General features: G+C 70.8%; 12 protein-coding genes. 4 read left to right on the top strand and 8 right to left on the bottom strand.

The window, feature by feature from the left end; all coding sequences use genetic code 11:
* Window positions 1-21: 21 nt before the first annotated feature.
* The 3 genes from FV234_RS06595 to FV234_RS06585 form a co-directional block, all read right to left on the bottom strand.
* Window positions 22-2,040 (bottom strand): acetyl/propionyl/methylcrotonyl-CoA carboxylase subunit alpha, encoded by a 2,019-nt coding sequence (locus FV234_RS06595; protein ID WP_147828461.1) that lies wholly within the window; start codon window positions 2,038-2,040, stop codon window positions 22-24.
* Window positions 2,041-2,228: 188 nt separating this feature from the next.
* Window positions 2,229-2,672, bottom strand: coding sequence for a hypothetical protein (locus FV234_RS06590; protein WP_147828460.1), 444 nt, complete (start codon window positions 2,670-2,672; stop codon window positions 2,229-2,231).
* Between the two features lie 389 nt (window positions 2,673-3,061).
* Window positions 3,062-3,640, bottom strand: a complete 579-nt coding sequence (locus FV234_RS06585; RefSeq protein ID WP_147753780.1) for a L,D-transpeptidase — start codon at window positions 3,638-3,640, stop codon at window positions 3,062-3,064.
* A gap of 188 nt (window positions 3,641-3,828) precedes the next feature.
* Here FV234_RS06585 and FV234_RS06580 point away from each other — a divergent pair, with 188 nt between their 5' ends.
* The 3 genes from FV234_RS06580 (at window position 3,829) to FV234_RS06570 (ending at window position 9,107) form a co-directional block, all read left to right on the top strand.
* Complete coding sequence (locus FV234_RS06580; RefSeq protein WP_147828459.1) at window positions 3,829-4,755, top strand: histone deacetylase family protein; 927 nt, start codon at window positions 3,829-3,831, stop codon at window positions 4,753-4,755.
* A 103-nt stretch (window positions 4,756-4,858) separates the two neighbouring features.
* Window positions 4,859-5,974 carry an efflux RND transporter periplasmic adaptor subunit gene (locus tag FV234_RS06575; RefSeq protein WP_246686128.1) on the top strand — a complete coding sequence of 372 codons (1,116 nt, stop codon included), beginning with the start codon at window positions 4,859-4,861 and terminating at the stop codon, window positions 5,972-5,974.
* 4 nt (window positions 5,975-5,978) lie between these two features.
* Complete coding sequence (locus FV234_RS06570) at window positions 5,979-9,107, top strand: efflux RND transporter permease subunit (protein WP_147828458.1); 3,129 nt, start codon at window positions 5,979-5,981, stop codon at window positions 9,105-9,107.
* 15 nt (window positions 9,108-9,122) lie between these two features.
* On the opposite strand, the gene ribB is transcribed toward FV234_RS06570, so the two are convergent.
* From ribB to FV234_RS06550, 4 genes are all read right to left on the bottom strand, one after another.
* On the bottom strand, window positions 9,123-10,199 hold the full coding sequence (gene ribB / locus FV234_RS06565; RefSeq protein ID WP_147751813.1) for a 3,4-dihydroxy-2-butanone-4-phosphate synthase: 1,077 nt from the start codon (window positions 10,197-10,199) through the stop codon (window positions 9,123-9,125).
* A gap of 57 nt (window positions 10,200-10,256) precedes the next feature.
* Window positions 10,257-11,351, bottom strand: a complete 1,095-nt coding sequence (gene aroC, locus FV234_RS06560; protein ID WP_147828457.1) for a chorismate synthase — start codon at window positions 11,349-11,351, stop codon at window positions 10,257-10,259.
* A gap of 91 nt (window positions 11,352-11,442) precedes the next feature.
* Window positions 11,443-12,039: a DUF3578 domain-containing protein gene (locus FV234_RS06555; protein WP_147828456.1), complete on the bottom strand. Its 597-nt coding sequence runs from the start codon at window positions 12,037-12,039 to the stop codon at window positions 11,443-11,445.
* The gene (locus FV234_RS06550; RefSeq protein ID WP_147828455.1) at window positions 12,036-13,187 is read right to left on the bottom strand and encodes an anhydro-N-acetylmuramic acid kinase; all 1,152 of its coding nucleotides are present in this window, start codon (window positions 13,185-13,187) and stop codon (window positions 12,036-12,038) included. The genes FV234_RS06555 and FV234_RS06550 overlap by 4 nt, the downstream gene beginning before the upstream one ends.
* A gap of 223 nt (window positions 13,188-13,410) precedes the next feature.
* Between FV234_RS06550 and tyrS the strand changes: the two genes are divergently transcribed.
* On the top strand, window positions 13,411-14,700 hold the full coding sequence (gene tyrS, locus FV234_RS06545) for a tyrosine--tRNA ligase (RefSeq protein WP_147828454.1): 1,290 nt from the start codon (window positions 13,411-13,413) through the stop codon (window positions 14,698-14,700).
* Window positions 14,701-14,763: 63 nt separating this feature from the next.
* Here the strand turns inward: tyrS and FV234_RS06540 are convergent, their stop codons facing one another.
* Window positions 14,764-15,510, bottom strand: a complete 747-nt coding sequence (locus FV234_RS06540; protein WP_147751818.1) for a glucose 1-dehydrogenase — start codon at window positions 15,508-15,510, stop codon at window positions 14,764-14,766.
* Window positions 15,511-15,532 lie beyond the last annotated feature (22 nt).

Raw genomic sequence — 15,532 nt, 5'->3', positions numbered from 1 at the left:
GGCCTCAGGATGCTGGGGCGATCAGGCGAATTCCAGGATCACCGCGTCGACCGCGAGGCTCTCGCCCTCCTTGGCGTGAATCTTCTCCACGGTGGCGTCGCGCTCGGCGCGGAGCACGTTCTCCATCTTCATCGCCTCGACGATGGCGATGGCCTCGCCGTTCTTCACTTCCTGGCCTTCCTTCACCAGGATCTGCTTCACGAGGCCGGGCATCGGGCAGAGCACCTGCTTGCCCGAGCCGGCATCCTCCTTGACCGGCATCAGCGCGGCGAGCTCCGCCTCGCGGCGGGTGTAGACGCGGGCGTCGGCCGCGGCGCCCGCGTGCTGGAGCGCGACGCCGTTGAGCAGCCCACGCACCTGGATCGCGACGCGCTGCGCGCCGATCGTGCCGGTCCAGACCGGCTCGCCGGGGCGCCACTCGCTCTCGACCACGTGGGCGGTGCCGTCGGCCTCGGTGACGACGAGGCAGTTCTGCGCCAGCGCGTCCTCGTGCGGATCGACGGTGACGGGGAAGGCTTCGCCCGCCAGCATCACAACGCGGTCGCGCTCGAAATGCAGCAGGCCCGGGTCGCGCATCTGGCCGGAGATGCCGCGCTTGCGCGCATTGAGCTTGTGGTCGATCGCGGCCGCCGCCGCCATCATCCGCTGGGCCACCGCACCCTTCGGCTCGGGCGCGGAGAACCCCTCCGGGAATTCCTCGGCGATGAAGCCGGTCGACAGCGCGCCCTCGCGCCAGCGCGGATGCGCCATCAGGGCGGCGAGGAACGGGATGTTGTGGCGGATGCCGTCGATGGCAAAGGCGTCGAGCGCCTCGGCCTGCAGCTCGATCGCTGCCGCACGGGTCGGCGCCCAGGTCACGAGTTTGGCGATCATCGGATCGTAGTGGATCGCGATCTCGCCGCCCTCCTCCACGCCGGTGTCGTTGCGGACCTTGCCGTTGCCGAACTCGCCCTCCTCCGGCGGCCGGTAGGTGGTGAGCCGGCCGATCGAGGGCAGGAAGTTGCGGGTCGGGTCCTCGGCGTAGACGCGGCTCTCCACCGCCCAGCCGTCGAGCTTCACCTGGTCCTGCGTGAGCGGCAGCGTCTCGCCGTAGGCGACCCGGATCATCAGCTCGACCAGGTCGACGCCGGTGATCATCTCGGTGACCGGATGCTCCACCTGGAGGCGGGTGTTCATTTCGAGGAAGTAGAACGACTTGTCCTGGCCGGCGACGAACTCGACGGTACCGGCGGAATCGTAGGCTACGGCCTTCGCCAGGGCGACGGCCTGCTCGCCCATCTTCCGGCGGGTGGCCTCGTCGAGGAGCGGCGACGGCGCCTCCTCGATGACCTTCTGGTTGCGGCGCTGGATCGAGCATTCGCGCTCGCCGAGGTAGACCACGTTGCCGTGCTTGTCGCCGATCACCTGGATCTCGATGTGGCGCGGGTCGGTGATGAACTTCTCGATGAACACGCGGTCGTCGCCGAAGGACGACGCGGCCTCGGACTTGGCGCGGGCGAAGCCCTCCGCGACTTCGCCCGAGGCGTAGGCGATGCGCATGCCCTTGCCGCCGCCGCCGGCCGAGGCCTTGATCATCACCGGGTAGCCGATGCCGTCGGCGATCTCGACCGCGTGCTCGGGGCTCTCGATCACGCCGAGGAAGCCCGGCACCGTCGAGACGTCGGCGGCCGCCGCCGCCTTCTTCGATTCGATCTTGTCGCCCATCGCAGCGATGGCGCCGGGGTTCGGCCCGATGAAGACGATGTTGGCTTCGGCGAGCGCGTTGGCGAAGGCCTCGCGCTCAGACAGGAAGCCGTAGCCCGGATGCACCGCCTGCGCGCCCGTCTGCTTGCAGGCGTCGATGATCTTCTCGATGACGAGGTACGACTGCGACGCCGCCGCCGGGCCGATGTGGACGGCCTCGTCGGCCATCGCAACGTGCACCGCGTCACGGTCGGCGTCCGAGTAGACCGCCACGGTCTTGATGCCCATGCGTCGCGCCGTCTTGATGACGCGGCAGGCGATCTCGCCCCGGTTTGCGATCAGGATCTTGTCGAACATCTTTTGGCGCGCTCGAATCAGGTCGTCTTCAGGAGCCGGCTTGGCGTGAGCCGGACAGAACGTTCCCGTTAAAGCAGATCACGAGGCGACGGAAGCTGTGCCGGAGGCCGAGGGCGCGGCCCCGGCGGTGAAAAGTTTTTGGCTCCGGTTCAAGCTGCAAGGTCAGGCTGTAAGCGCCCGCAGCAAGTTCACGCCGCGCGGGCGAAGCGCGGCCGGTCGGCCTTGGCCGGCTCGCGGGTCCAGCGGTTGGCGTCCAGCGCGAACGCCATCAGCGCCTCGGCGCTGCCCTCCGCCTCGCGGACGATCTCGACGGCGATGCGCGCGCCGGCCGGCGTCGGGCCGGTATGGCCGGCGAGCGACGCGGAGAGCCAGGCGGCGACGGCGCGGTCTACGTAGCCCGAGGGACGCTCGCCCCAGACCGCGAAATCGACGACCAGGGCGACCAGCGCGTCGGCGAAGGCCGTGTCCGCGTCGGGCACCGCCCGCTCCAGGGCGATCAGTATGTCGGCCTCGTCGCGATGGGCGATCCCGTCCGGCAGCACGTCGCGCAGCAGGGCCTTCACGTCGGCCGGTGTGATGCGGCCCTCGGCGACGGCATGGTTGCAGAAGTCTTGAAGAGAAACGTTGATCATGACCGAATTCTCCTGCGACCTTTGTTCGGTCGCCGCCTGTCCTCGTATGTATTGGACTGTACGAGGCAGATCGTCTTGAGAAGTTAACGGCCAAATCTGAACCGGCGTTCAGGTTAAAGCGTGCTCACGAATGAGCGTTTCGGGAATCTTGCTTTTTTCGGGCGGAATGTCGGCTTCGACCGAGACCGGACGACGGCTGCCCGCTCTCTATGAGCGTGGATGGAGCGCCATTCGCTGACCGCTCGCTCCGTCATTCCGGGGCGCCGCAGGCGAGCCCGGAATCCAGAACCGCCGACGGCGTCGGATCTGGCTGGCGTCAGCGGTTCTGAATTCCGCTCGCAGCTTCGCAGCCCGGGAATGATGCGAGGAGACTGCTCGAGGGTCACGCGTCAGCGCACGATCACCGTCGCACCCACCGGTACGCGGTTGAACAGGTCGACCACGTCGATGTTGCGCATGCGGATGCAGCCGGACGAGGCGGCCTGGCCGATCTTCTCCGGCTCGTTGGTGCCGTGAATGCGGTAGAGCGTGTCGCGCCCCTTGTCGGAGAGGTAGAGGGCGCGGGCGCCGAGGGGGTTGCCGGGGCCGCCCTGCATCGGGTGCACGTGCGGCCAGCGCTTGACCATCTCGGCCGGCGGGTTCCAAGCCGGCCACTCCGCCTTGCGGTCGACCGTGGCGGTGCCCTTCCAGCCGTAGGCTTCGTCGCCCACGGTGACGCCGTAGCGCATCGCCTTGCCGTCGGGCAGCACGAGGTAGAGCTGCCGCTCCATCGTCTCGATCACGATGGTGCCGGGCCGCTCCTTCGTCGGATCGGTCACTTGGTAGCGGGCGAAGTGCGGATCGAACTCGGCGTCCGGCACCAAAGCCATGAAGGCGGTGTCCCGCGCCGACAGGGTCGGATCGGGCACCGCCTTGAAGTTGCAACCCGAAAGCAGCACGGCACACGCGATGATCGGGGCGAAGCGCATGTCGGACGTCTCTCGAGCACGTCTCCGCCGTTCGAACCAGAGTTGACGGAAACTGATCGGAGCATAGGCGCAGGTGGCACTTCGGCGTAGCCTCCTGCGTTGCCCGCGGGCACAATGCCAAAGGCTGTTGCCCGGTTGCGACAGCTGCGTCCGCGGCGCGACGGCGTGCGCGAGCCGGAGGGATGATCGTGACGACCCTGTACGTGAGCCACCCGGCGGCCCTCGACCACGCCGTGCCCGAGGGACATCCCGAGCGGCCCGACCGCATCCGCGCGATCGAGCGCGTGCTGGAGAACGAGCGGTTCGCCGGCCTCGTGCGCACCATGGCGTCCCAGGCCGAGGCCTCGGTCGCAACGCTCGCCCACCCGGCCGAGTACGTCGAGGCCATCGTCGCCGCCGCCCCGAAGGAGGGGATGGTCGCGATCGATTCGGATACGCTGATGTCGCCGGGCAGCCTGGAGGCGACGCTGCGCGCCGTCGGCGGCGGCATCCTCGCGGTCGACGCGGTGATGGGGCGCGAGTGCAGCAACGCCTTCGTCGCCATGCGCCCGCCCGGCCACCACGCCGAGCGCACCCGCGCGATGGGCTTCTGCCTGTTCAACCACGCCGCCATCGCCGCGCGCCATGCGCGCGCCAAGGGTGCGAGCCGCGTCGCGCTGGTCGACTGGGACGTGCACCACGGCAACGGCTCGCAGGACATCTTCTGGGACGACGCCGACGTGATGTACGCCTCGACCCACCAGATGCCGCTGTTTCCCGGCACCGGCGCCGCCTCCGAGCGCGGCGCGAAGGATACCATCGTCAACGTGCCCCTGCGCCCGGGCGACGATGGGGCGATCTTCCGCGAGGCTTTCGAGGCCGGCATCCTCGCACGCGTCGAGGCTTTCGCCCCCGACGTGATCATCCTGTCGGCGGGCTTCGACGCCCACCACCTCGACCCGCTGGCCAACCTCCGCCTGACCGAAGCCGACTTCGGCTGGGCCACGCGCAAGCTGATGGAGGTCGCCGACCGCCATGCCGGCGGCCGCCTCGTCTCGATGCTGGAGGGCGGCTACAGCCTCGACGGCCTCGGCCGCTCGGTCTCCGCGCATGTCGACGCCCTGATGGGGCGTTGAGGGAGAGCGGCAGAAACATCGCGCGAAATTCGGGACAATTCGGCAATCGAAACCGGGATCGTGTGGTAATGCCATCCTCAAGGTGAGGCGGCAGGATAGCCGCGTGTTCGGGGGGATGGATCGGGTGCGGCAGCGGCGGACCTCCGGTTGGATCTGGGGTGGGGCGATCGGGCTGGCGGCCTTGGGCGTCGCGGCCCTCCTGGCCGGCGACGAGATCCGGCGGGCGGCCTCGCGGATCGTCGGCGTCGAGGCGCAGCGCGCGCCCGTCGCGCCGCGGCCGCCGCACCTTCCGGCGGCCCAGCGCACCGCGATCGAGGGCGGGCGCGTCGTCGTGGTGCTGACGCCGGAGGAGCGCGCCCGCATCGGGCTCGAGACCGCCCGGCGCCCATCCGAATCGCATCCGATCGAGATCCAGGCCTACGGCAGCGTCCTCGACCTCGCGCGGGTGACCGAGCTGACGAACTCTTATGCCACCGCGACGGCGCAGCTGCAGACGGCGCAGGCGCGGGTCGAGGTCTCGCGCGCCGCGTTCCAGCGCGCCAAGTCGCTCGGGGCCTACGCCACGCAGGTGCAGATCGAGACCACCGAGGGCACGTTCCAGACCGACCAGGCGGCGCTCGCCGCCGCGCAGTCGCAGGTGCGGACGCTGAGTGCCACCGCGCAGCAGGAATGGGGCCCGGTGATCGGCCGCGGCATCGTCGAGCGCTCTGGCCTCGTGACCCGACTGATCGAGCGCGCCGACTTCCTGGTTCAGGTGACGTTGCCGCCGGGGGAGGCACTGAAGGGCCCGCCCGGCGCGGCCTTCGCCGAGGTGCCCCCGCAGAGCGAGCGCGTGCCCCTGCGTTTCGTCTCGGCCGCGACCCGCACCGACCAGCGCATCCAGGGCTTGAGCGCGTTCTACACCGTGTCCGGCGACAGCGGGCTCCTGCCAGGCATGAGCACGCTGGCCTTCATCACCGCGTCGCGGGCTGCCGTCGGCGTGCTGGTGCCGGAGGAGGCGGTGGTGCACTGGCAGGGTGGGGCTTGGTTCTACCGCGCGGTCGGCGAGGCCGGGTTCGCCCGCCACGCGCTCGGCGCCGACCCGGCGCTCTCCGGCGACGGCTTCGTCGTCGCCGACCTCACGAACGAGACCGAGATCGTGCTGCGCGGGGCGCAGGCCCTTCTCTCGGAGGAGATGAAGGCCCAGGCGCAGGCCTCCGGCGGCGCTAACGACGACTGAGCCGATGCCGCCCGACACCGACGCCCCCGCCTCCGATCCCGTCGGTCCGCAGGCCGCCCTGGTCGCTTTCGCGATCCGCTTCCCCGGAATCGTCGTGGCCTTGGCCCTGGCGCTCCTGGTCTACGGTACCGCCAGCCTCGGCCAGGCCAAGTACGACGTCTTCCCCGAATTCGCGCCGCCCTCGGTGGTGATCCAGACCGAGGCGCCGGGGCTCAACCCGGAACAGGTCGAGGTCTTGGTGACGCAGACCGTCGAGGTCGCGGTCAACGGGCTTCCCGGCCTCGCCACTTTGCGGTCGAGCTCGATCCAGGGCCTGTCGGTCATCACCGCCACCTTCACGGCGGGCAGCAGCATCTACCGGGTGCGCCAGCTCGTTACCGAGCGGCTGGCGAGCCTTGCCGGGCGCTTGCCGCAGGGCGTGCTGCCGCCGGCGATGACCGCGCTCACCTCCTCGACCAGCACCGTCGTCCTCGTCGGGCTGACCTCGGAGAAGCGGTCCGCCCTCGACCTGCGCACCATCGCCGACTGGCGGGTGCGCCTGCGGCTGCTCGCGGTGCCCGGCATCGCGCAGGTTTCGGTCTACGGCGGCGCTGTGCGCGCGTTCCAGGTCGAGGTGCGGCCGCACGACCTGATCCGCTTCCGCCTCGGCCTGAACGACGTGCTGGTCGCCGCGCGCAAGGCGACGGGTGTGCGCGGCGCCGGCTTCGTCGACACGGCCAACCAGCGCATCGCCCTGCAGACGGAAGGCCAGTCGCTGACGCCGGACGAGATCGCCCGCACGGTGCTCGTCAACGAGGGCGGCGCCAGCGTGGTGCTCGGCGACGTCGCCACCGTGGTCGCCGCCCCCGAGCCGCCGATCAGCGCGGCCCTGGTCGACGGCCGCCCCGGCATCCTCCTGATGGTCGGCGCGCAGATCGGCGCCAACACCTTGGAGGCGACGCGCCGCGTCGACGCGGCGCTCGACGAGCTTCGCCCTGGGCTGGAGCGCGACGGCATCGTGCTGCGCGGCGACCTGTTCCGCCCGGCGAACTTCATCGCCCAGGCCAACGGCAACGTGCTGCAGGCGCTGGCGCTCGGCGGCATCCTGGTCGTCGTGGTGCTGTTCGTGTTCCTGTTCGACTGGCGCACCGCGGTGATCAGCGCGGTCGCGATCCCGCTCTCGCTGCTCGCCGCCGTGCTGGTGCTCGGGGCGATGGGCGAGAGCCTCAACACGATGACGCTGGGGGGGCTCGCCATCGCCATCGGCGAGGTGGTGGACGACGCGGTGATCGGCATCGAGAACGCCGTGCGGCGCCTGCGCGAGAACCGGCGTCTGCTCGCGCCGCTGCCGGTCGCGCGGGTGGTGCGCGACGCGATCCTGGAGGTGCGAAGCGCGGTGGCCTACGCCACCTTCGCGGTGCTTCTGGTGTTTTTGCCGGTGCTGGCGCTCACCGGCGTCGCCGGGCGCCTGTTCGGCCCGCTGGCGCTCGCCTACATCCTGGCCGTGGTGGCCTCGCTCGCGGTGGCGCTCACCGTCACGCCGGCGCTCGCCATGGCGCTCGTCGCCCGCAGGGATCTGCCGGCGCGCGACCCGCCGGTGATGCGGGCCTCGCGCGCCGCCTACGTCCGGGTGCTCGGCGGCGTCGAGCGGCGCTTCGGCTGGGCTGCGACGGCCGCCCTGCTGCTGACCCTCGGGGGGGCTGCCGCCCTGCCCTATTTCGGCGGCACCTTCCTGCCCGACCTCAAGGAGGGCCACCTGATCCTGCACATGGCGGCCGCCCCTGGCACCTCGCTGCAGGAATCGCTGCGGCTCGGCACCCGCATCACCGCCGGCCTCAAGGCGGTGCCGGGGGTGCGGGCCGTGGCGCAGCAGGTCGGCCGGGCCGAGGCCGGGCAGGACACGGCCGGCACACATTACAGCGAGATCCACATCGACCTCGAGCCCGGCCTCGACGGCGCGGCGCAGGGGCGGAGCGAGGCCGGCATCCGCGCGCTGATGGCGGGCACGCCCGGCGCCGCGTTCTCGCTCAAGACCTTCCTGACCGAACGCATCGAGGAGACGGTCTCGGGCTACACCGCGCCGGTGGTGATCAACGTGTTCGGCGCCGACCTCGACCGGATCGAGGCGGCGGCCCGCGACGTCGCCCGCGAGCTCGCCGAGGTGCGGGGCGCGGCCGACGTGCAGCAGCAATCGCCCGCCGGCCTGCCGCAGATCACCGTGTCCCTACGCCGGAACGACCTGCGCCACTGGGGCCTCGACGCGATCGAGGTGTTGGAGATCGTCCGCACCGCCTACCAGGGCGACGTGGTCGGCCAAGCCTACGAGGGCAACGCCGTCTTCAACGTCATCGTCATCCTCGACCGGGCGACACGGGCGCACCTCACCCGCCTCGGCGACCTGCCGCTGCGGACCCCGAGCGGCAGCTACATCCGACTGGCCCAGGTCGCCGACGTGTACGAGACCGCGGGACGCTACCAGGTCCAGCACGCGGGCGCGCAGCGGGTGCAGGCGGTGACCGCCAACGTGACGGGGCGCGACGTGGCCTCCTTCGTCGAGGCGGCCAAGCGCAAGGTCGCCAAGGAGGTCGCCCTGCCGCCGGGCGTCTACGTTGCGTTCGAGGGCGCCGCCGAGACGCAGGCGCGGGCGCGCGCCGACCTGCTGACCTATTCGGCGCTGGCCGGCCTCGGCATCGTGCTGCTGCTCGCGGTGGTCACCGGCTCGGTGCGTAACCTCCTCCTGGTGCTGGTCAACCTGCCCTTCGCCTTCGTCGGCGGCGTGCTCGCGGTTGCGGCGACCGGGGCGGTGATCTCGCTCGGCTCGATCGTCGGCTTCGTGACGCTGTTCGGGATCTCGCTGCGCAACGCGATCATGCTGATCGCCCATTACGAGCATATGGTCGCCCGCGAGGGCCGCAGCTGGGACGCCGCGACCGCCTCGGAGGGGGCGGGGGACCGGCTGGTGCCGATCCTGATGACATCGCTGGTCACCGGCCTCGGTCTGCTGCCCCTGGCGCTCGGCGCCGGCGAGCCGGGGCGCGAGATCGAGGGACCGATGGCGATCGTCATCCTGGGCGGGCTCGTCACCTCGACGGTGCTGAACCTCGCGATCCTGCCGGCGCTGGCGTTGCGCTACGGCCGGTTCGTGCGGGCGTAGCCGGACAAAAGCCCGTTAGCCTTCCAGCGGCTCGTCGCCGAGCATCTCGATGCCGAAGCCGGACAGGCCGACATAGGCCCGCGACGAGGTCGAGAGGTTGCGGAACGAGACCACGCCGAGGTCGCGCAGGATCTGGGCGCCCAGGCCCACCTCGCGCCACTGGCGCACGCGCTGCGCCTCGGTGCCCTCGTCGGCGACGCGGTTGAGCGGCACGCCGGCGGTGCCGTCGCGCAGGTAGACGAGGATGCCGCGTCCTTCTTTCGCGAAGCGGCGCATCACCGTCTCGATCTGGCGGCCGCCCTCGATAACGTCGGCGACGACGTCCGAGCGGTGCAGCCGGACCAGCACGTCACGGCCGTCGCCGATCTCGCCGTGGACGAAGGCGAATTGCTGGATCGCCTCGAACGGCGTCGTGTAGGCGTAGCCGGTCATCGGCCCAAATTCGGTCTGGACCGGGAAGTGCCCGACCCGCTCGACCAGCCGGTCGCGCGCCTGGCGGTAGGCGATCAGGTCGGCCACCGACACCCGGGCGAGATTGTGCGCCTCGGCGAAGGCCGTGATCTGCGGCCCCTTCATCACCGTGCCGTCGTCGTTGGCGAGTTCGCAGATGACGCCGACGGGGGGCAGGTCGGCGAGCTTGCACAGGTCGACCGCGGCCTCCGTATGCCCGGAGCGCATCAGCACGCCGCCGTCCCGCGCGATCAGCGGGAAGACGTGGCCGGGGCGGACGAAGTCGTCGGCGCCCATGTTGCCGTTGGCCAGCGCCCGCACGGTGTTGCAGCGCTGCTCGGCCGAGATGCCGGTGGTGAGCCCGTGCTTCACGTCCACCGTGACGGTGAAGGCGGTGCCGAGCGGCGCGTCGTTCGAGGCGACCATCGGCGCGAGGTTGAGGCGTCGCGCCTCCGAGGTCGTCACCGGCGCGCAGACGATGCCGCAGGTGTTGCGGACGATGAACGCCATCTTCTCCGGCGTGCAATGGATCGCGGCGACGACGAGGTCGCCCTCGTTCTCGCGGTCGTCGTCGTCGGTGACGACGACGATCTCGCCGCGGGCGAAGGCTTCGATGGCGGAGGTGACGGAGCTGTGAGGCACGGTTCGGTACTCGAATGAGCTTTGCGTCCGGGGACGGTCAGGCGTCGGGCGCCGCGGTCAGGAGCCGACTTGCCCCCGATGGCGGAGATGGTGATCGGCGAGCACGCACGCCATCATCGCCTCGGCGACGGGCACGGCGCGGATGCCGACGCAGGGGTCGTGGCGGCCCTTCGTGATCAGGTCGACGTCGCGGTTGTCGCTCGTGACGGTGCGCCGGGGCGTGAGGATCGACGAGGTCGGCTTCACCGCGAACCGCACCACGATCGGCTGGCCGGTCGAGATGCCGCCGAGCACGCCGCCGGCATGGTTGGCCAGGAAGGCCGGGCGCCCGTCGTTGCTGGCGCGCATCTCGTCGGCGTTGTCCTCGCCGCGAAGCGCCGCCGAGGCGAAGCCGTCGCCGATCTCGACGCCCTTGACCGCATTGATCGACATCATCGCGGCGGCGAGATCCGCATCGAGCTTGCCGTAGATCGGCGCGCCGAGGCCCGGCGCGACGCCCTCGGCCACCACCTCGATCACGGCGCCGATCGACGAGCCGTCCTTTCGGATCGCGTCGAGGTAGGTTTCGTAAAATTTAGCGGTCTCGGCGTCGGGGCAGAAGAACGGGTTGTTGCCGGTCTCGTCCCAGTCCCAGCGCGACCGCTCGATCGCGTGCGGGCCCATCTGCACCAACGCCGCGCGGATCGTCACGCCGGGAATCACCTTGCGGGCGATGGCGCCGGCCGCCACCCGCGCCGCGGTCTCCCGCGCCGACGAGCGCCCACCGCCGCGATAGTCGCGAAACCCGTACTTGGCGTCGTAGGCGTAGTCGGCGTGACCCGGGCGGTAGCTGTCGCGGATTTCGGAATAGTCCTTCGAGCGCTGGTCGGTGTTCTCGATCGTCAGCGCGATCGGCGTGCCGGTGGTGAGCTGGCGCCCGCCCGTGCGGTCGTCGGCGAAGACGCCGGACAGGATCCGCACTTGGTCCGGCTCGCGGCGCTGGGTGGTGAAGCGCGACTGGCCGGGCTTGCGCCGGTCGAGCTCGGCCTGGATCTCCTCGGCCTCGAGCGCGAGCCCGGGCGGACACCCGTCGACGACGCAGCCGAGGGCGACCCCGTGGCTCTCGCCGAAGGTGGTGACGCGGAACAGGTGGCCGAACGTGTTGTGGGACATCGTGCGCGTGCTCTAGCGCGCGGGCGCCGGGGGCACAAATCGGGCGCGCTTCCCTCCCCCTTTGCTGGGGCGGGAGAAGTGCGCTGCACGGTCAGTCGAACACGAGCCCGCCCCGCGCCTTCAACGCCCGATAGGCCTCGATCCCGACCGCAAGGTCGCGCCTTAGCCGACGCTCGTCGCCCAGCGCATCGAGATCGTAGGCGAGGCCGAGGATGTGGGCCGCCGCGTAGCCCTCGGGCAGCGGGCCTTCCCTGCCGAGATCGATCGCGGACAGCGGCAGCCGGTCGGCAAAATCCGACATCCGCGCCCGCAGCGCGTCGCCGCTCCGGCGCAAGAAGCCTTCCGCATCCGGCCCATGCTCACGGATCGCTGCGACGGTGCCCTGCACGAGGCAGAAATAGACCTGCTGCCGATGCGCCGGGAACAGGTAGACGAGGTAGTAGCCCCGCGTCGCGCTGGTGGTGATCGCGGGATCGAACACCGCGAGCCAGGGCACCGCCGCCCAATGCGTGCCGCGGCCGGGGCTGCCCTTCACGCAATAGCCGCCGCCGATCGGTTCGAGCGCGCGCCGCATCTCGTCGGGCGCGCTTCTCCGGATCACAGCTGCGAGCGGGTGCCCGGCCGGCGGGTCGAGGTGGGCCTCGGGGTATTCCTCGACGATCCGTCGAAGGGCATGGCCGAGGCTCAAGACCCGGACGAATCCCGCGGACGGGCCAGCACGCCGCCGGTCATCGGCTCGCGCACGCCGGTGGTCGAGGGGAACGTGATCGGCAGGCCCTTGAGCGAGCGCACGGCCAGGTGCGCGAAGGCCTGGGCCTCGAGGAAGGCCGAGGACCAGCCGATCGCGTCCGCCATCGTGATCTCGGCGCGCAGGTGATAGTTCAGCAGCCGCACCAGCTCGCCGTTTCGGGCCCCGCCGCCGGCGACGATCCAGCGGGCCGGGATCTCCGGTGCGTGGTCCAGCGCCCGGGCGACCGCGCGGGCGGTGAAGGCGGTGAGCGTCGCCGCACCGTCCTCGGTCGAGAGCTGGCCTGCGAGCTTGTGCGAGAACCAGTTGCGGTCGAGCGACTTCGGCGGCCGCCGGAAGAAGAACGGGTGCGTCAGCAGCCAGGCCAGCAGCGGCTCGTCGGCGCGGCCGCGCGCGGCGGTGCGGCCGCCGTCGTCGAGGTTCTTGCCCTCGCGCTCCTGCATCCACTCGTCGATCAGCGAGTTGCCCGGCCCGGTGTCGAAGGCGATCACGCCGCCCTTCGAATCGATCAGCGTCGCGTTGGCGACGCCGCCGATGTTGAGGATGCCGAACGCCCCCTCGAAGCCGGAGGCGGCGGCGAGCGCCTGGTGGAACACCGGCACGAGCGGCGCCCCCTGCCCGCCCGCCTCGATGTCGGCGCGGCGCATGTCCGAGACCACGGGGATGCGCAGCCGGTCGGCCAGCGCCTGGCCGTCGCCGACCTGGATCGTGATGCGCTGGTCGGGCCGATGGATCACCGTCTGGCCGTGGAAGCCGATCACGTCGATCTCGCCGGCCGAGAGCCCGTTCTCGGCGAGGAACTGCTCCACCGCCTGTGCATGCGCCTCGGTGACGAAGGCCTCCGCTTCGGGCAGGCGGCCGGGCCGGTCGCCCGGCGCGACCACGCCCTCGGCATCCTTGGTGGCGGCGCGCAGCAGCCCCTTCTCGTCCTCGGAATAGCCGCGGTAGCCGGTGGGGCCGAGGGGCTCGAGGTAGTTGTTGTGGCCCCGCACCACGTGGACGGCCTCGCCGTCGGTCTCGATCAGGGCGACGTCCACGCCGTCGAGGGAGGTCCCGCTCATCAGGCCGATCGCGCGCATCATGGTCATGACCTGCCCCCGTGCCTTTCGCCGGTCGCCCTGCTATGAGTGCGGCTCGCAAAACCCCCGGTCCCCGTGGGCGCCTCCGGTGGCGCCGCCGACGCGACGGGGGTTGTGCGAGTGACACCCAAGCCGCCTCATGCCCTTTTGCGAGCGGACGCGCCAGCCGAGCGGGATCGCATCCCGTGCCGCCGCCCGGCGTCCCGCCTCGAACCGAGAAGCCTGCATTCCCATGACCGCCGCCGAGCCCCTCGCGCCCAAGCCCTTCGCGCCCAAGTCCGAGTTCCTCAAGGTCCTCGCCGAGCGCGGCTACGTGCACCAATGCTCGGATTTCGCCGGCGTCGACGCGGCGGCGGCCGAGGGGCGCCTGACCTGCTACGTCGGCTACGACTGCACAGCGGCCTCGCTCCATATCGGCCACCTGCTGTCGATCATGATGCTGCACTGGCTGCAGAAGACCGGCGGCCGGCCGATCGCGCTGATGGGCGGTGGCACCACCCGCGTCGGCGATCCCTCGGGGCGCGACGAATCGCGAAAGATATTGAGCCTGGAGCAGATCGAGGCGAACAAGGCCGGCATCCAGAAGACCTTCGCCCGCTTCCTCGCCTTCGACGGCTCGTCCACCGGCGCGATCATGGTCGACAACGCCGATTGGCTGACCAAGCTGAACTACATCGAGATGCTGCGCGACGTCGGGCGCCACTTCTCGGTCAACCGCATGATGTCGATGGACAGCGTGCGGATGCGCCTGGAGCGCGACCAGGAACTCTCGTTTCTGGAGTTCAACTACATGATCCTCCAGTCCTACGACTTCGTCGAGCTGAACCGCCGCCACGGCTGCACGATGCAGATGGGCGGGTCCGACCAGTGGGGCAACATCGTCAACGGGATCGACCTCGGCCGCCGCATGGGCGTGCCCGGCCTCACCGGACTGACCTGCCCGCTGCTCACCACCGCGTCCGGCGCCAAGATGGGCAAGACCGCCGCCGGCGCGGTCTGGCTCGATGCGGAGATGCTGATACCTTACGATTACTGGCAGTTCTGGCGGAACACCGAGGACGCCGACGTCGAGCGCTTCCTCAAGCTGTTCACCTTCCTGCCGCTGCCCGAGATCGCCGAGCTCGCCGCGAAGGGGGGGGCCGGGATCAACGAGGCCAAGGTGCGGCTCGCCACCGAGGCGACGGCGCTGATGCACGGCCGCGAGGCGGCGGACGCCGCCGCCGAGACCGCGCGGAAGACCTTCGTCGAGGGGACGCTGGCCGAGGATTTGCCGAGCGTCACCGTCTCGCGCGACCTCGTCGACGCGGGTCTGGGCGTGTTAAGCGCCTTCGGCCCGGAATACGCCAAGCTGGTGCCGTCCACGAGCGAGGCCCGCCGCCAGATCAAGAGCGGGGGCCTGCGCATCGACGACGTGGTGCTCACCGACGAGCGCGCCGTGTTGCGCACCGCCGACTTCGCCAAGAACGGCGTGCTCAAGCTCTCCTTCGGCAAGAAGCGCCACGTGCTGCTGCGCGTGGCGTGAGCGCCCTTGACCGAGCGAGGCCCGGAACGGGTCTCGGCCTGGTCGATCCGCGGCGACCGTGCGTCAGTGGATGCCGCCGCTGGCGGTGATGACCTCGCCGGTGAGCCAGCGGGCCTCGTCGGAGGCCAGGAACGCGACGACGTCGGCGATGTCGTCCGGCCGGCCGGCGCGGCCGAGCGGCGTCTGCGCCACGAAGCCGGCCTCCATCTCCGAGCCGGCGATGCCGGCCGCGTGCGTGCCTTCGGTCACCACGTAGCCCGGGCTGACGACGTTGACCCGGATCTTGCGCGGCGCGAGCTCGTTGGCGAGCACGCCGGAAATCGCGTTCACCGCGCCTTTTGTGCCGGCGTAGACCGCAGCGGTCGGCGTGTTGACGTCCGTGATCGCCGACGAGATGTTGACGATGCTGCCGCCCTCGCCGAGGTGCTTGGCGGCCGCCTGGCTCGCCAGCAGCACGCCGAGCACGTTGACGTCGAACAGCTTGTGGTAATGCGCCTCGGTGATCGCCTCGATCGCCGCGAACTCGTACAGGCCGGAATTGTTGACCAGCACGTCGAGCCGGCCGAACTGCGTCACCGCCGCCTCGACGAGGGCCTGCGCCTGCGCCGCCTGCGAGACGTCGCCCTGGACCGCGACCGCCTTGCCGCCCGACGCGGTGATCGCCGCGACCACCGCGTCCGCGCCGGCCTTGCTCGACGCGTAGTTGACCACCACCGCCGCGCCCTCCTTAGCCAGCCCCTTGGCGATGGCGGCGCCGATGCCCTTCGATGCGCCAGTGACGACGGCGACTTTGCCCGCGAGCTTGGACATGTATGCTAACCCCTTTGGCATG

Origin of the sequence: Methylobacterium sp. WL8 (assembly GCF_008040045.1) — a bacterium.
Lineage (GTDB): Bacteria > Pseudomonadota > Alphaproteobacteria > Rhizobiales > Beijerinckiaceae > Methylobacterium > Methylobacterium cerastii.
The sequence above is the reverse complement of the archived record's forward strand: the minus strand, read 5'-3'. Positions and strand labels throughout refer to the sequence as shown.

Bases quoted from the DNA above. Each gene is read 5' to 3' on its own strand.
- FV234_RS06570 (WP_147828458.1), top strand. From the start codon at position 5,979: ATGCCGCCCGACACCGACGCCCCCGCCTCCGATCCCGTCGGTCCGCAG.
- FV234_RS06590 (WP_147828460.1), bottom strand. From the start codon at position 2,672: ATGATCAACGTTTCTCTTCAAGACTTCTGCAACCATGCCGTCGCCGAG.
- tyrS (WP_147828454.1), top strand. From the start codon at position 13,411: ATGACCGCCGCCGAGCCCCTCGCGCCCAAGCCCTTCGCGCCCAAGTCC.
- aroC (WP_147828457.1), bottom strand. From the start codon at position 11,351: ATGTCCCACAACACGTTCGGCCACCTGTTCCGCGTCACCACCTTCGGC.
- FV234_RS06550 (WP_147828455.1), bottom strand. From the start codon at position 13,187: ATGACCATGATGCGCGCGATCGGCCTGATGAGCGGGACCTCCCTCGAC.
- FV234_RS06585 (WP_147753780.1), bottom strand. From the start codon at position 3,640: ATGCGCTTCGCCCCGATCATCGCGTGTGCCGTGCTGCTTTCGGGTTGC.
- FV234_RS06540 (WP_147751818.1), bottom strand. From the start codon at position 15,510: ATGTCCAAGCTCGCGGGCAAAGTCGCCGTCGTCACTGGCGCATCGAAG.
- FV234_RS06595 (WP_147828461.1), bottom strand. From the start codon at position 2,040: ATGTTCGACAAGATCCTGATCGCAAACCGGGGCGAGATCGCCTGCCGC.